This is a genomic window from Pseudomonas sp. PP3 (assembly GCF_905336995.1).
Classification (GTDB): domain Bacteria; phylum Pseudomonadota; class Gammaproteobacteria; order Pseudomonadales; family Pseudomonadaceae; genus Aquipseudomonas; species Aquipseudomonas reinekei.
The window spans coordinates 5277039-5291048 of the sequence record NZ_HG995459.1 but is presented as its reverse complement, the minus strand read 5'-3'; the positions used below and the strand labels follow the sequence as shown (position 1 = coordinate 5291048).

Annotated in this window: 14 protein-coding genes; 6 read left to right on the top strand and 8 right to left on the bottom strand. The window is 59.3% G+C overall.

The features are described 5' to 3' along the window. Window positions 1–90: 90 nt before the first annotated feature. From KHO07_RS24045 to KHO07_RS24030, 4 genes are read right to left on the bottom strand one after another with little or no spacing between them, the layout of a single operon-like run. The gene (locus KHO07_RS24045) at window positions 91–306 is read right to left on the bottom strand and encodes a formate dehydrogenase subunit delta (RefSeq protein WP_150731930.1); all 216 of its coding nucleotides are present in this window, start codon (window positions 304–306) and stop codon (window positions 91–93) included. After that, entirely contained in the window at window positions 303–3185 is a 2883-nt protein-coding gene (fdhF, locus tag KHO07_RS24040) for a formate dehydrogenase subunit alpha (protein ID WP_212625729.1), read from the bottom strand. Before fdhF ends, KHO07_RS24045 begins: the two co-directional genes overlap by 4 nt. Then, entirely contained in the window at window positions 3182–4741 is a 1560-nt protein-coding gene (locus KHO07_RS24035; protein WP_212625728.1) for a formate dehydrogenase beta subunit, read from the bottom strand. The genes fdhF and KHO07_RS24035 overlap by 4 nt, the downstream gene beginning before the upstream one ends. Further along, a complete protein-coding gene (locus KHO07_RS24030; protein WP_212625727.1) occupies window positions 4741–5217 on the bottom strand; it encodes a formate dehydrogenase subunit gamma in 477 nt (158 codons plus the stop codon). The genes KHO07_RS24035 and KHO07_RS24030 overlap by 1 nt, the downstream gene beginning before the upstream one ends. Window positions 5218–5842: 625 nt before the next feature. On the opposite strand from KHO07_RS24030, the gene KHO07_RS24025 reads away from it, so the two are divergent. The 6 genes from KHO07_RS24025 (at window position 5843) to KHO07_RS24000 (ending at window position 9800) form a co-directional block, all read left to right on the top strand. Beyond that, a complete protein-coding gene (locus KHO07_RS24025; RefSeq protein WP_212625726.1) occupies window positions 5843–6025 on the top strand; it encodes a DUF6429 family protein in 183 nt (60 codons plus the stop codon). Window positions 6026–6493: 468 nt separating this feature from the next. Then, window positions 6494–6982 carry a type VI secretion system tube protein Hcp gene (locus tag KHO07_RS24020; RefSeq protein ID WP_150731934.1) on the top strand — a complete coding sequence of 163 codons (489 nt, stop codon included), beginning with the start codon at window positions 6494–6496 and terminating at the stop codon, window positions 6980–6982. A gap of 11 nt (window positions 6983–6993) precedes the next feature. After that, the gene (locus KHO07_RS24015) at window positions 6994–7965 is read left to right on the top strand and encodes a hypothetical protein (RefSeq protein WP_212625725.1); all 972 of its coding nucleotides are present in this window, start codon (window positions 6994–6996) and stop codon (window positions 7963–7965) included. Further along, window positions 7962–8333, top strand: a complete 372-nt coding sequence (locus KHO07_RS24010; RefSeq protein WP_212625724.1) for a hypothetical protein — start codon at window positions 7962–7964, stop codon at window positions 8331–8333. Before KHO07_RS24015 ends, KHO07_RS24010 begins: the two co-directional genes overlap by 4 nt. Before the next feature lie 100 nt (window positions 8334–8433). Next, the gene (locus tag KHO07_RS24005; protein WP_212625723.1) at window positions 8434–8919 is read left to right on the top strand and encodes a hypothetical protein; all 486 of its coding nucleotides are present in this window, start codon (window positions 8434–8436) and stop codon (window positions 8917–8919) included. A gap of 134 nt (window positions 8920–9053) precedes the next feature. Continuing rightward, window positions 9054–9800, top strand: coding sequence for a hypothetical protein (locus KHO07_RS24000; RefSeq protein WP_212625722.1), 747 nt, complete (start codon window positions 9054–9056; stop codon window positions 9798–9800). Window positions 9801–9882: 82 nt separating this feature from the next. On the opposite strand, the gene KHO07_RS23995 is transcribed toward KHO07_RS24000, so the two are convergent. The 4 genes from KHO07_RS23995 to KHO07_RS23980 form a co-directional block, all read right to left on the bottom strand. Further along, window positions 9883–10827, bottom strand: a complete 945-nt coding sequence (locus KHO07_RS23995) for a PDR/VanB family oxidoreductase (protein ID WP_212625721.1) — start codon at window positions 10825–10827, stop codon at window positions 9883–9885. Further along, window positions 10824–12254, bottom strand: a complete 1431-nt coding sequence (locus KHO07_RS23990) for an amidohydrolase family protein (protein ID WP_212625720.1) — start codon at window positions 12252–12254, stop codon at window positions 10824–10826. The genes KHO07_RS23995 and KHO07_RS23990 overlap by 4 nt, the downstream gene beginning before the upstream one ends. Window positions 12255–12294: 40 nt before the next feature. Beyond that, window positions 12295–13023 carry an ABC transporter permease gene (locus tag KHO07_RS23985; RefSeq protein ID WP_212627684.1) on the bottom strand — a complete coding sequence of 243 codons (729 nt, stop codon included), beginning with the start codon at window positions 13021–13023 and terminating at the stop codon, window positions 12295–12297. Between the two features lie 95 nt (window positions 13024–13118). Further along, window positions 13119–13961 carry an ABC transporter ATP-binding protein gene (locus KHO07_RS23980; RefSeq protein WP_212625719.1) on the bottom strand — a complete coding sequence of 281 codons (843 nt, stop codon included), beginning with the start codon at window positions 13959–13961 and terminating at the stop codon, window positions 13119–13121. Between the last annotated feature and the right edge of the window lie 49 nt (window positions 13962–14010).

Here is a 14010-nt window from a genome sequence, read left to right as displayed (position 1 = left end):
TGGCGATAGCGGACACAAAGCCCACACAGATATCGCCTGACAAACCGCCATCGCCAGCAAGCCGGCTCCTACAGTTGTGGTTTTTTGTCGCTACCAACCCGCCCCACTCACCGCCGCCTGCACCAACGGATGCAAATCCGCCCCTTTGTGCTCCACCTGCCACGCCAGCAATTCCTTGCGCATGCTCGGTGCCCAGAACATCTGCAGGTGATTGCGCACGCTGAGCACGGCCTGTTCCTGGTCCGGTTGGGTGGCGAAGTACTGGGCGATCTGGTTGGCCATCTTGATCAGGTTGTCCGTGCTCATCGGCGTACCTCCGCTTTATCGCCACGGGCGTGGCGGCGATCCTTGAGCAAACGGTCCTGTTCGTCGCTGAACGCCTGGAAGCGCTTCTGCCATTCCGAAGGGTGATACACGCGGCTGACTTCCACGGCCGTGACCTTGTACTCCGGACAGTTGGTCGCCCAGTCGGAGTTGTCAGTAGTAATCACATTGGCCCCCGATTCCGGGAAGTGGAACGTGGTGTACACCACGCCCGGCGCAACCCGCTCGGTAATCCGCGCCCGCAGCACAGTCTGCCCGGCGCGGCTGCCGATACCCACCCAGTCACCTTCGTTGATGCCACGGCTTTCGGCGTCGGTCGGATGGATTTCCAGCCGGTCTTCATCATGCCAGGCAACGTTCTCGGTACGCCGTGTCTGCGCCCCCACGTTGTACTGACTGAGGATGCGCCCAGTGGTCAGCAACAGCGGATAACGACTGTTGACCCTCTCCTCGGTAGGCACATACCCGGTGAGCATGAAGCGCCCCTTGCCGCGCACGAACTCCTCGATGTGCATGGTCGGCGTGCCGTCCGGCGCCGCCGCGTTGCACGGCCATTGCAGGCTGCCGTGGCGTTCCAGTTCGGCGTAGCTGACGTTGGTGAAAGTCGGCGTCAGGCTGGCGATTTCATCCATGATTTCTGACGGATGCTTGTAGTGCATCGGATAGCCCAGAGCATTGGCCAGCGCCACCGTGCCTTCCCAATCAGCCTTGCCACCCAGCGGGTCCATGACCTTGCGCACCCGGGAGATCCGTCGCTCGGCGTTGGTAAACGTCCCGTCCTTCTCCAAAAACGAACTGCCCGGCAAAAACACATGGGCGAACTTGGCGGTTTCGTTGAGGAAAATATCCTGCACCACGATGCATTCCATGGCCGACAGGGCCGCGGTGACGTGCTGGGTATTCGGATCACTCTGGGCGATGTCCTCGCCCTGGCAATACAGGCCCTTGAAACTGCCGCCCAACGCCGCTTCGAACATGTTGGGAATGCGCAGGCCCGGCTCGGATTGCAGGGTGACGTTCCACGCCTGTTCAAATTGAGTCCGCACCACTTCGTTGGAAATATGCCGGTAGCCAGGCAACTCATGGGGGAAGGAGCCCATGTCACAGGAGCCCTGCACGTTGTTCTGCCCCCGCAGCGGGTTCACGCCCACGCCTTCGCGGCCGATGTTGCCGGTGGCCATGGCCAGGTTGGCAATGCCCATGACGGCGGTGCTGCCCTGACTGTGCTCAGTCACCCCGAGCCCGTAATAAATCGCCGCATTACCGCCAGTGGCATACAAACGCGCAGCGGCACGAATGTCGGCAGCGGGCACGCCGCAGATCGCGCCCAGCACTTCTGGCGAATTTTCCGGCCGGCTGACGAACTCGCGCCAATTGGCGAAATCACTGCCCTCGCAACGGGCGTCGATAAAGGCCTGATTGAGCAAGCCTTCGGTGACGATCACATGCGCCAAGGCGTTGAGCATGGCGACGTTGGTACCGGGGCGCAGGGCCAGGTGATATTCCGCGCGGGCGTGCACCGAATCCACCAGATCAATGCGTCGCGGATCGATCACAATCAGCCGCGCCCCTTCACGTAACCGGCGCTTGAGCTGAGAGGCGAATACCGGGTGCGCATCGCTGGGGTTGGCGCCCATCACCAGAATCACGTCGGCCTGCATCACCGAATCGAAACTCTGAGTGCCGGCGGATTCGCCCAGCGTCTGCTTCAAACCATAACCCGTCGGCGAGTGACAAACCCGCGCACAGGTGTCGACGTTGTTGTTGCCGAACGCCGCGCGCACCAGTTTCTGCACCAGATAGGTTTCTTCGTTGGTGCAGCGGCTGGAGGTGATCCCGCCAATCGAATCGCGACCATATTTCTGCTGCAACCGACGGAATTCGCTGGCGGCGTAGGTCACCGCTTCATCCCAGCTGACTTCCTGCCAAGGGTCGTTGATGTGCTTGCGGATCATCGGTTTGGTGATGCGATCCGGGTGCGTGGCGTAGCCCCAGGCGAAGCGGCCTTTGACGCAAGAGTGGCCGTGGTTGGCCTGGCCGTTCTTGTCCGGCACCATGCGCACCAGTTGATCGCCTTTCATTTCGGCACGGAACGAACAGCCCACGCCGCAATAGGCACACGTGGTGATCACGCTGCGCTCGGGCTGGCCCAGTTCGACCACACTTTTTTCCATCAGCGTCGCCGTAGGGCAGGCCTGCACACAGGCACCGCAGGACACGCATTCCGAGTCGAGGAAGTTATCCCCACCGGCCGCCGCCACCCGGGATTCAAAACCGCGCCCGGTAATGGTCAGGGCAAAGGTGCCCTGGGTTTCTTCGCAGGCACGCACGCAGCGGTTGCAGACGATGCACTTGCTCGGGTCGTAGTCGAAATACGGGTTGGAAGTGTCCTTCACATCGGCCAGATGATTGTCGCCTTCATAGCCGTAACGCACCTCCCGCAGGCCGACCTGGCCGGCCACGGTTTGCAGTTCGCAGTTGCCGTTGGCCGAACAGGTCAGGCAGTCCAGCGGGTGGTCGGAGATGTACAACTCCATGACATTGCGCCGCAGGGTCGCGAGCTTCGGTGTCTGGGTGTGCACGGTCATGCCTTCGGTAACCGGCGTGGTGCAGGACGCCGGATAACCACGCATGCCGTCGATCTCCACCAGGCACATGCGGCAGGAGCCGAAGGCTTCCAGGCTGTCGGTGGCACAGAGTTTGGGAATGGTGGTGCCCAGCAACGCAGCCGCGCGCATCACCGATGTGCCTTCGGGCACGCTGATGCTGCGGCCATCGATGCTCAGGGTGACTTGCACGTCGCTGTCGCGGGCCGGTGTACCGAGGTCAATATCGGTTTTCGGGTCGAAGAGAGTAATCATTGCTCGGCCTCCGAGGCTTGCAGACCGAAGTCAGCAGGGAAGTACTTGAGGGCGCTGACCACCGGGAAGGGGGCCATGCCGCCCAGCGCGCACAGCGAACCGTATTGCATCGTGTCGCACAGGTCCTTGAGGATGAGCACCTGTTCATCGCGACCACTCTGGTCCGGCGCGGCCAGCATTCGGTCGATCACCTCAACGCCCCGGGTCGAACCGATGCGGCACGGTGTGCACTTGCCACAGGATTCCTCGGCGCAGAACTGCAAGGCGAAGCGCGCCATCTGAGCCATGTCCAGCGTGTCGTCCGCCACCACCACGCCACCGTGACCGAGCATTGCGCCGATACCGGCGAAAGCCTCGTAATCCAGCGGTGTGTCGAATTGCGACGGCGGTACCCAGGCGCCGAGCGGGCCACCCACTTGCGCGGCCTTCAGCGGCCGGCCACTGGCGGTCCCGCCGCCGTAGTCTTCCACCAGTTCCCGCAGGGTCAGGCCAAAGGCCCGTTCCACCAGCCCGCCGTGACGAATGTTGCCCGCCAACTGGAAAGGCATGGTGCCCAGGGAGCGGCCCATGCCGTAATCGCGATAGAACTGCGCGCCCTTGGCCAGAATCAGCGGCACCGAGGCCAGGGTCAGCACGTTGTGCACCAGCGTCGGCTGGCCAAACAAGCCCTTCAACGCAGGAATCGGCGGCTTGGCGCGGACCACCCCGCGTTTGCCTTCCAGCGAATCCAGCAACGCGGTTTCCTCACCGCAGATGTAAGCACCGGCCCCTACTCGCACTTCCATATCGAAAGCCTGGCCGCTGCCGCCGACATTGGCGCCGAGGTATCCGGCGGAGCGGGCGATATCCAGCGCCGCGCGCAGGGTGGCTACGGCTTGTGGATACTCAGAGCGCACGTAGATGTAGCCGTAGCTGGCGCCGACGGTGATGCCGGCAATGGCCATGCCTTCGATCAGCAGGAAGGGGTCACCTTCCATCAACATGCGGTCGGCGAAAGTGCCGGAGTCGCCTTCGTCGGCGTTGCACACGATGTACTTCTGCGCCGCTTCGGTCGTGCGCACCGTGCGCCATTTGATCCCGGCGGGGAAGGCCGCGCCGCCACGGCCACGCAGGCCCGAATCGAACACCTCAGTTGCAGTCTGTTCGCCACCGATAGCGATGGCTCTTTTCAAACCCTCGAAACCGCCATGATCCTGGTAATCGTCGATGTACAGCGGCTGTGTGATGCCGGCGCGGGCGAACAGCAGGCGTTGTTGAGTCTTCAGATAGGGCAACTCTTCCACCAGACCCAAGGCCAAAGGATGAGCAGACGGCTCGCCTTTCAGGGCTTCGAGCACTGACGGTACATCGTCAGCAGTCAGTGGGCCGAAGCCGAAACGACCTTGTGGCGTGTCCACTTCCAGCAAGGGTTCCAGCCAGTACAGGCCACGCGAGCTGGTGCGGCTTATCAGCAAAGGTACAACGCGACCCCGGCCATGGATGACAAGGGCCTCCACGACCTCTTCGGCACCCACGGCACGGGCTACCGAATCACGAGACACATAGAAAGCGGGCATTATGCGTCCTCCCGGCAAGCATCGAGCAGAGCATCCAGTCGCTCGGCACTCAGCCGCGCATGCACCCGACCATCCAGCTCCAGCGCTGGCGAACAGGCGCACGCCCCCAGGCAATACACCGGACGCAAACTGATGCTGCCATCGGCGCTGCTGCCGTGATCATCCAGTTGCAGACGCTCGCGCAACTGCGCAGCGAGCTCCTCGGCACCACGGCTCTTGCACGACTCGGCCCGGCACAAACGCAGAATGTGCCGAGCGGGCGGGGCGGTACGGAAGTCATGGTAAAAACTGATCACCCCACGAATCTCGGCCTGACTCTGATTGAGGGCGTGGGCAATCTCGGGGACGGCGGCATCGGGGATGTACCCAATGCGTTCCTGAATATCATGAAGAATGGGCAACAGCGCACCCGCAGAGCCTTTGTGGCGCTCCAGCAGGCTGTTGACCACAGACAGGTGCAAACTCTCATCAGGCATTCAGCAATCCTCACGGTCACGGACAACCCAGGTGGCTGTCGGTCGTCCGAAAGTGTCGGCTGCGGCACTCACACCACGTCACGGTATCGTGGCAATTTGGCCGTTGGCCAGGGCACCCTGAGCGGGCATCTTGTTGTGCCCGACGCGGTCTTCGCCGCGCCTCTACCGGGCATAAAGGGCAGCTTGCCACGCCGCTATTGATCGACCTGCACCAAAACGACGTGTTCGGTTCTGCCTACGACTCTCCATTCAGTCTAGATGAGTGCCGCGTGGGGCGTTCATTCACTGGCCAAATGCCCGGTGGGCGTGTCGAGGGGGATGTATAGCAAGCATTACTGGTGTGAAGAAGCATCAGAACCATGGGCATTCTACGGAGCAGATGCGATGAGGCATTCCCTGTGGAAGCTAGCCTGCTCGCGAATGCGCCAGACCAGACACCATCAGTGCTGAATCAGTTACCTAGCGATAGCTGCTCAATTGAATAGGCGGCTATAAACCGTGGGACGACTCACCGACGCCAACTGTTTGAACGCACTATTCTTGTGTTTTGATGAATGTCAGAGGGGGAGTGGAACGCCCATCACAGACCCGACGACAGCTATTGAATATGAGCGGGGCAATGATCATGGAATACGACGACAAACTCATTGAAGACGCCGTACTGGCCCTTTTGACAACCTTCAGTTTCGACGGCGGCAATGCCTGGAAAGGTTTCGACTTCGAAGTCATGAACCGATTGCATGAACATGGTTTCATCAGTGATCCGGTGAACAGGAACAAGTCAATTTGGTTAACGGAGGAAGGGTAAGAGCGCGGTCGGCGGATTGCCGATCAGTTGTTCGGCGTGAGAACTGAAGTGGAGCATGCATCCAACGCTGATACCTGACGTCAGACTGCGACCACGATGGTTGGATTGATCTCGAAAATAAAACCGTCCCACTCAGTCGGAGTGAAGAAGCATCAGAACCGTGGGCAATTCTACAGAGCAGATCCGCTGATTCATTGCGCCGTAGCCCGAAAGCCCACCGCAGTTCCCTGTGGGAGCTGGCTTGCCAGCGATAGCGTCAGCCCAGCCACCACCCATACTGAAACTGCCCCCCAAACCCAATCCAATGGTTAGTGGGTGGAAACGTCCTACATCCAACTGCCAAAACAGAGTCGGAAACATCTGATTCTGTTTTTTGGCGATGTCTGAATGAGTCAACGCTGATCCCGAATGGCGTAGATTTCCTGCTCCTTTAAAAAGACAAACAACCCACTGCCAAGGAGCGGTTTTATGGCGTTTGACGCTTTTATCAAAATTGAAGGTATTCCAGGCGAAGCGCTGGACGAACAACATAAGGATTGGATAGAAATTACTGGATATAACTTCGGCACTCATCAAAGCGCTTCAGCTACAGCCAGTTCAGCAGGTGGCGCCTCATCGGGGCGCACGACTGTTAGTGACTTCACGTTCACCAAGAATCTGGACAAATCCAGCTGTAAGCTCATAGAGATCAGCTGCGCAGGTGATCATCTCAAGGAAGTTGTACTGACACTGCATCGCGCCGGAGGCGAGAAGCAGAAGTATTTCGAGATCACATTGGAAGAAGTCATCATTTCAAGTTATTCACAACATGCAAATGATGGTGTGCCCATTGAAAGCCTCAGCTTGAACTACGGTCGCATTAAAACAATTTACACCCAGCAAAAACGAACGGATGGTGCCGGCGGAGGTAACGTCGCGGGCGGTTGGGATCGTATCAGCAATAAAAAATACTCCTGAGGTCGCCACTAATGTCAGCGATCTTTATAAATCCAAGAGTGCAGCCTTATTCATATTTGAAATCGATGTTGCAGCTTGGCAAAAACTCAATGTCAAAATTTGATGTATTGAATACGCATGTTATCAATACGGTGGTGCTGCCAGGCGAGCTAATCATTGTAGGTGATAATTCGACGCCGTCCTGTACGGCCGAAGAAGCGTTCTACATGAAGAAAGCCTCTGAAATCCACTCGGCGCTGGTGGTCAATGGAATGCAGGGTGATGGGTTTTTAGTGGAGAATCATGAACTCATAACAAGAGCGCTTGGGTATTCATCTATTGGCGTAGGTAGCGTTGGCGGTGCTTGGAGTAGGCACCTTGATGGTATCAAACAAACTCTCGAAGAAATTGAAGCAACTCATCGTTATCACATCAGAAGCGGAACGGCTCAGGCTCGAAATGATTTCTTAATGAAGCGCGAGTTGTTGTTTAAACAGCTCGATGATCAACTGAACGGCTTTGCCAAATATGGCTCAGGCTTACGCAATCAAGGCTCGATAAGAAATATGATTGAGATGTCCAAGCAAAGCTATTTGCATTCAGGGGTAATAGCCGGTTACGCAGAAACTATCAGCGGCGTGGCGAAAGTTTCGAATATCCTGAAAAAAGGTACGTACTTAGGTGTCGGTTTGAGTGTAACTGCTGCTGGGACCTCTATCTACGCTGCATGTACGACTGGGCGCGAAACGCAATGCAGGAAGGCAAAATATGTTGAGGGTGGTAAGTTGTCTGGAAATATTATTATTGGGGCCTTCGGAGGAACTATAGCGAGCGGTGCGGCTTCGATGGGGTGTGTTGCTGTACTTGGCTTCGCCACCGGAGGCCCTGGCGCCTTAGCTTGTGCAATTATTGGGGGCGGGTTAGGTGGATGGGGTGGGGGGGAATTTGGTGGTATCGCTGGAGAGCGAATTGGTGAAATATTATATGAGGGCGCTTTACTATGACTGAGGTTGTATTGGCCTACACTGCGTTAGTTGCAATGATATGCTTATTCTTTACGTTATGCTGGATATTTATGTTCTCTTACCTGTATACCGGGTTAATTGAAAAATATCTTAGTAAAAGTAAGTTTGTTGCGATTAATCGAGAAGGATTGTCAGGCTTAGGATTGCTAGGCACAGTTATTAGAAATTGTTCAATTGCTTTAATGTTTTTGATTCCTAAGTTTTGCGAGAGACGAGGCCTTGTCGAAGAAAATGAATTGGAGCGTTTACCGCTTCATCTAAAGAAAAAGTTGTTAGCGCCGTGGATCACTGGTGGCATATTCTTTTTTGTGATCTTCCTTTATTCACTTTATGTCATTTGGTCCTAAAGCGTGTTTTTCAAAAAATTTCCTCTGACTGGCTTTGGTTGGGTTATAACAATAGCAATGGATTTAATGACGAGTCATACATAACGAAGGGCTTGGACGGATGGCTCGTGGAAAATTTAAGTCAATAGCAAGAAAATGCAGATGCTGTGGCGCACTAAATGAAGCAGGAACAAGAGGGATTAAGATTGGTGTCTGTTATGGATGTAGAAAATCCAGGCATCAATCAAAAGAAAAAACTGTATCGCGGGTGCATAAAAATCGATTAACGATCGTGCTCGGTTTCATTTCATTTATGTTTTTAGCAATCGCCAGTTATGCGATTTGGTGTGAGTACCTCGTGCTGCCTTATGGAAATCGCTTTCATTCAAAGTTATTGGAGTTCAAAGGTTTTGGCGTTGCTGTGCCAGCGCTGTCGTTGATTCTGCTCTCAGTTGGTACGTTATCTGGTGCTGTAGTCAATCACTATCGTTCTTCTTGCAAACAGCTATTTAGGGACGTAATGAAAGTCAGTCTGTGGGCTGGGTTTATTTTGTATTTTGTATCTATTTTCTTTGGCAAAGAACTGCGCTATAGGCTGTTTGATTAGAGTTGGTAATGTTCTGCACCAACCCCCAACCCTTGTACGCAGGATTGGGGCCTGCCCCTTGGGCTGCCAGTGGACAGCAAAATGGCAAAATAGTAGCGTCGCGCCACTGCCTTCAACTCTGTAACGGACTACACATGCTCACTGTCGCTCCAGCCTCGCGTCTGTTCTGCGCAATCACTTTCGCCGCCGTGATGACCCCGGCGCTCGCCGACTGGGAAGAATCCCCGGAATACGCCTGGAAAACCTACCTCTCCGATTGCCAGCAATTACAGCGGGATGTGACCGATGTACAGAACGGGCGCAAGATGGCCATGGATGTCTTGCCCAACATCCAGGGCTTTCTGCGGACCATTACGGTACACCGCAAGAACCTGGCGCAGCCAAGCCTCAGCTCCCCCGATTACGTCCGTTGTGAAAGCATCGTCTCCCAAGCCAAAGACACAGTGGCCAAGGGCAGTGCTGAAAACGACGAGGCGATGGATCAGCATTTCCGCCAAGCCCAGACCGAGCACCTGAACTCCCCGGAATACAAACGTGCTCGCTCTCTGGGCTTCACCGACGTCGGCGAAATCGGCGAGCTCGACCAGCACGCCGAACTGGATGGCGAAGCAAATCTGAAGACCTTGATGATCACAGTCGATTTTGGCTGCGGTCGCCATTTCCGCGCCGCGCATTACGTCAAACCCTACGTGGTGTACACCGTCCATCGTTCGGACGGCAGCTGCGGCGTCTACAAGCACGTCGCCGTGCTGGGCGGTGAAAGGGTGGAGCGAGGCGACTTTATTGATGAAGAAGGGATTTTTCAGTACGTGGGATGGAAGAAATTGGCCGGTGCGGATGGCTTTCCCATCGACGTTCGAGTCGTAAAAGCGCTGAAGTAACCCGCAGGATTTACCCCCTCCGCTGCAATGCTCACGCTCACCCCCAACCAGGCCCGCTTTAACGGGCCTCATGCCTCACCGCTCAGGCATCCAGCACCAGGCGCGCGCCGCGACACCCGGAAACGCAGGGCGCGATCCATTCACCGCTTTGGCGCTGGGCGTCACTCAGGCATTCGTCGCGGTGCTCCGGTTCGCCTTCAAGGACCCGGCACACGCATGCGCCGCACATGCCCATGCCACAGGAAAATTCTAGATTGACCCCGGCCCGGGAAGCCGCCTGGATCAGGTTTTCACCGGTTTGCACCTGAACCTCACAACCACTGCGTCGCAGCTCCAGTGAAAAGCTGTTCGCCTCAGGGTTCGCGGGCTGCTGGGCCTGGAAGTGCTCGCGATTCAGGGCTGTGGCCGGCCAGTTCGCCTTGAGCGCCGCCTGTTCAACGGTGTCCATGAAACCGGTCGGGCCGCAGCAGTACAAGCCGGCTGCGTTTTGCCACGCGGGAAATTGCCTGGCCAACAGCTCGGCGATCTGCCCGGCGCGCAAGCCGCCGTACCACTGGACGTCGGCGCCCAGGCGCTGGATGAAAGGCGCCTGGCGTGTCTCCCGGGTGAAATAGAGCAGGCGCACGGGACGGCCTTCGGCCAGGCATTGGCGATACATCGGCAGCAACGGCGTAATACCGATGCCCGCCGCCACCAGCGTCACCGGCCCGCTGCCCGGTTGCAGGGCGAACAAATTGCGTGGCGCACTGACTTCAATCTGCGCACCCAGGCGCAGTTGCTCGTGCAGCCAGCGCGAGCCACCCCGGGAGGCCGGCTCGCGCTTGATCCCCAGGTACAGGTGGCCATCTTCAGGTAGGCTCAGCACCGAATACTGGCGCACCGCGCCGTTGCCCAGACGCAGGTCGACATGGGCGCCTGGGGCCCAGGTGAAGGGCAGGGGGGCGGCGTCGACGGGGGCCAGTTCAATGCCCAGCACATCGTCGGCTTCCAGGCGCAGGCTGCGCACGTGCAGGGCAGACCAGCTCATGCGCGTACTCCTGCGGCCTGCTGCAAGCGGCGCACCGCGTCCCGGGCCTGGGCGCCGAGTTCGGCCAGGTCGAGGTCGGGCAACTGGTCGTTGTCGACGGTCAACCGCCCGCCCACGAGCATGGCGCGCAAGGTCGGGCGGCCACCTCCCACCACCGGGCCGATCGCCGGGTCGTGCAGGCCGAAGTAGCGAGGCTGGTCGAGGCGGTAGATCGCCAGGTCGGCCGCCATGCCCACTTGCAGGCTGCCCACGGCGTCCAGGCCCAACACCTTGGCCCCGCCAGCGGTACCCCAACGCACCACGTCTTCTACCGTCGCCGCGTGGGCACCACCTTCCTCGTCGCCACCGGCATACCGCGGCCGGGTGCGTTCGCCGGCTTTGGCCCGCTGCATCAGCCAGGCGGCGTGGGTTTCGCTGATCATGTCGCAGGCCTCGTTGGAGGCGGCGCCGTCCACGCCGATCGATACCTGCATCCCGGCGGCTTCCATGGCCACCACATCGGCGATGCCGCTGCCCAGGCGGCCATTGCTTTGCGGGCAATGAGCGATGCCCGTGCCGCTGGCACCGAGCATCTGGATTTCCTCGGCATCAAGTTTCACCAGATGGGCGAACCACACGTCCGGCCCGAGCCACTCCTGCTCGGCACAGAACGCCACCGGCGACATGCCGTGGCGTTGCTGAACCTCGTTTTGATATTCGACGGTTTCGCTCAGATGGCTGTGCAGGCGAATGCCCAATCGCCGGGCGACCCGCGCGGTTTCGCGCAGATGTTCCGCCGGCATGGAGTAGGGAGGGCTGGTGGGGGCCATCACCACTCGTCGCCAGGCATCGGCGGCCGGGTCGTGGTAACGCCGCACCAAGCGCTCAACGTCGTTCAGGTACTGCTCCAGAGTCTCCGGCCCGGCCACCGCGTTGCCTTCGGCTTGCCGCGCCTGCGTGGCGCCGCCACGGCACAGGACAAAACGCAGCCCCAGCCGTTCGGCTTCCTCGAACAGCACCTCGGCGCTGTCGAAGGCCATGCCCGGCAAGTACAGGTAATGGTGGTCGGCGACGGTGGCGCAGCCGGAGCGCGCCAATTCAACCAGGCCTATCCGTGCGGCCAGGCGAAAGCTCTGCTCGTCAAACAGGCCGCGATAGCGATAGGGAACAGCCCCCAGCCAGGCCCCCAGGCTCTGGTCGATACCTGCGGGAATGCCCTTGAGCAGCGACTGAAACAGGTGATGGTGGGTATTGACCCACGCCGGGTAGACCACGCAATCGGTGGCATCCAGCACGCGCTCCCCGGGCTGGAGTTGCAGGGCGCCGATGGCGGCGATGCGCCCGTCGACGATGCGAATATCAGGCCCGGCATGGCGCGCCGCCGCGCCGGACAACCCGGTAAGAATGGCGCTGGCATTGCGCACCAGCCAGCTGTTTTGAAACGTCATGTGAGGCTCCATACGCCGCGCCTGCGGCGGACTCAAAGGGTTAGCCAAGTTCACTTTCGTGCCAGTTGCGCAGGCTCAACCGGGCCAGCAGGGCCATCAGGCTGAACAGCGCGACACCGGTCAGGGCGATCAACAGCAGGGCGGCGAAAAGCCTTGGAATATTCAGTTGAAAGCCGGCCTGGAGAATCTGGTACGCCAGCCCGGCGCCAGTGCCCCCGGTGCCCGCGACGAACTCCGCCACCACCGCGCCGATCAACGCCAGCCCGCTGGCAATGCGCAGCCCGGCAAAAAAACACGGCAGGGCGCTGGGAATGCGCAGGCGCAGCAGTACCTGCCAGCGGCTGGCACGGTTCAGGCGGAACAGATTGAGCAGGCCGGGGTTGACGCTGCGCAGGCCGAGTACGGTGTTGGCGATGATCGGGAAAATCGCCACCAGGGTCGCGCAAATCACCAACGCCAGCGTGGTGTTGCTGCACCAGATGATGATCAGCGGCGCCACCGCCACCACCGGCGTGACCTGCAACAGGATGGCGTAGGGAAACAGGCTGGCTTCAAGCACCCGGCTCTGCACAAAGACAAAGGCCGCCAACGTGCCGATCAGCACCGCCAGGGCGAACGAGAAGAAGGTGATCTTCAAGGTCATCCACAACGCACTGAGCAACATCGGGCCATCGCTGACCAGGGTGCGGCCGATGTCGGCCGGAGAGGGCACCAGGTACACCGGCACTTTCCAGGCCACGCAGGCCAGTTGCCACAAGCTCAGCAACACGGCGCCGAGCAGCAGCGGCGAGACGATGCGCAACACCGTGGGGTGTCGCAACCAGGGAGTAAAGGATGGGCTCATGATTGGGCTCTCATAATGAATCAGCAAATGTCGCCATTGGCCTGGGCCAGCAGCCGGGACAGGCGTGCGCACTGCTCGATAAAGGCCGGGGAGGTGCGGTAGGCCTCGTCTCGCTCGAGGGGGCCGTCGATCTCGATGTCGGCGATCACCCGGCCCGGGCGCGCGCCCATCACCACCACCCGCGACGACAGGTACACCGCCTCGAAAATGCTGTGGGTGACGAACACCACGGTCAGGTCGCGGTTGGCCCACAGCTGGCGCAGGTCACTGTCGAGCTTGTTGCGGGTGAACTCGTCGAGGGCGCCGAAGGGTTCATCCATCAGCAGCAGATTGGGCTCGGTGGCCAGGGCCCGGGCGATGGAAGCGCGCATTTGCATGCCGCCGGACAGCTCCCGCGGGTACACCTGACTGAAGCGGTCCAGGCCGACCAGGGCCAGCGCCGCATCGACCTTGGGCTGACTCTGTGCCTTGGGTACACCGGCCAGATCCAGGGGCAGGCGCACGTTATCGCTGACCCGTGCCCAGGGCATCAGGGTCGCCTCCTGGAACACCATGGCCAGGCTTTGCCCTTGCGTCGGGCTGGCCGGGCTGTCCTTGCCCCACCAGCGCACATGGCCGGCGGAGGGCTGTTCGAGGCCGGCGAACATCTTCAGCAAGGTGCTCTTGCCACAGCCCGAAGGGCCGAGCAATGAGACGAATTCGCCGCGCTGAATCGCCAGCTTCACCCGGCTCAAGGCCTGGGTGCCATTGCTGTAGGTTTTTTCCACCTGGTTGGCGAACAGCGGCGTTTGCACACCCACGCTGTCGGTGCCGGGCAACGCCTGTGGCCGGGCGTCGGCTGGAGTTATGGTTTGCATCAACATAGCGCTCTCCCCTGGGGTCATGAGCGACCGGATAAGCCCCGGCGCACCG

Bases quoted from the DNA above. Each gene is read 5' to 3' on its own strand.
- KHO07_RS24045 (WP_150731930.1), bottom strand. From the start codon at position 306: ATGAGCACGGACAACCTGATCAAGATGGCCAACCAGATCGCCCAGTAC.
- fdhF (WP_212625729.1), bottom strand. From the start codon at position 3,185: ATGATTACTCTCTTCGACCCGAAAACCGATATTGACCTCGGTACACCG.
- KHO07_RS24035 (WP_212625728.1), bottom strand. From the start codon at position 4,741: ATGCCCGCTTTCTATGTGTCTCGTGATTCGGTAGCCCGTGCCGTGGGT.
- KHO07_RS24030 (WP_212625727.1), bottom strand. From the start codon at position 5,217: ATGCCTGATGAGAGTTTGCACCTGTCTGTGGTCAACAGCCTGCTGGAG.
- KHO07_RS24025 (WP_212625726.1), top strand. From the start codon at position 5,843: ATGGAATACGACGACAAACTCATTGAAGACGCCGTACTGGCCCTTTTG.
- KHO07_RS24020 (WP_150731934.1), top strand. From the start codon at position 6,494: ATGGCGTTTGACGCTTTTATCAAAATTGAAGGTATTCCAGGCGAAGCG.
- KHO07_RS24015 (WP_212625725.1), top strand. From the start codon at position 6,994: ATGTCAGCGATCTTTATAAATCCAAGAGTGCAGCCTTATTCATATTTG.
- KHO07_RS24010 (WP_212625724.1), top strand. From the start codon at position 7,962: ATGACTGAGGTTGTATTGGCCTACACTGCGTTAGTTGCAATGATATGC.
- KHO07_RS24005 (WP_212625723.1), top strand. From the start codon at position 8,434: ATGGCTCGTGGAAAATTTAAGTCAATAGCAAGAAAATGCAGATGCTGT.
- KHO07_RS24000 (WP_212625722.1), top strand. From the start codon at position 9,054: ATGCTCACTGTCGCTCCAGCCTCGCGTCTGTTCTGCGCAATCACTTTC.
- KHO07_RS23995 (WP_212625721.1), bottom strand. From the start codon at position 10,827: ATGAGCTGGTCTGCCCTGCACGTGCGCAGCCTGCGCCTGGAAGCCGAC.
- KHO07_RS23990 (WP_212625720.1), bottom strand. From the start codon at position 12,254: ATGACGTTTCAAAACAGCTGGCTGGTGCGCAATGCCAGCGCCATTCTT.
- KHO07_RS23980 (WP_212625719.1), bottom strand. From the start codon at position 13,961: ATGTTGATGCAAACCATAACTCCAGCCGACGCCCGGCCACAGGCGTTG.